This window comes from Scandinavium hiltneri, from assembly GCF_024764835.1.
Classification (GTDB): Bacteria; Pseudomonadota; Gammaproteobacteria; order Enterobacterales; family Enterobacteriaceae; genus Scandinavium; species Scandinavium hiltneri.
The window spans coordinates 1-409 of record NZ_JALIGE010000019.1; the positions used below are offsets into that span (position 1 = coordinate 1).

At 57.7% G+C, this 409-nt stretch carries 1 protein-coding gene; it reads right to left on the bottom strand.

Annotation, left to right across the window (positions count from 1 at the left end; genetic code table 11):
* Positions 1 to 409, bottom strand: a 409-nt coding sequence (locus tag MUU47_RS00080; RefSeq protein ID WP_258986100.1) for a M24 family metallopeptidase, incomplete at both ends; no start/stop codon positions are given.

Here is a 409-nt window from a genome sequence, read left to right on the forward strand (position 1 = left end):
AGGCAGCCGCCTGTGCGTCATGTTCCGCCTGCCAGGCGAAGCGTTGCCGTTGGTTGGGTTCGCCATACACATAGGTACGGGTGATATCGGACAGATAACCCTTGTAGCGGCAACCGGTATCCAGCAGCACGATATCGTTGTTTTGCAGCGGCTTGGGCTGCTTCACACCATGCGGAAACGCGCTGTCGGAGCCGAATAGTGCAATACAAAAATAAGCGCCGCTGGTGTCCATTTTGCGGTGGGCTTTATCGACGAAGTCAATCAATTGGTCGGCGGTGATCCCAGGGTGCAAGATGCTGGCCGCAGCCTGTTGTACCCGCAAGGTGATGTTATTGGCGGTTTGCATCAGCGCGATTTCCGTCGCCGATTTTCGGCTGCGGCAGCCGCCGGTGATGGGCAGGGCACTGAC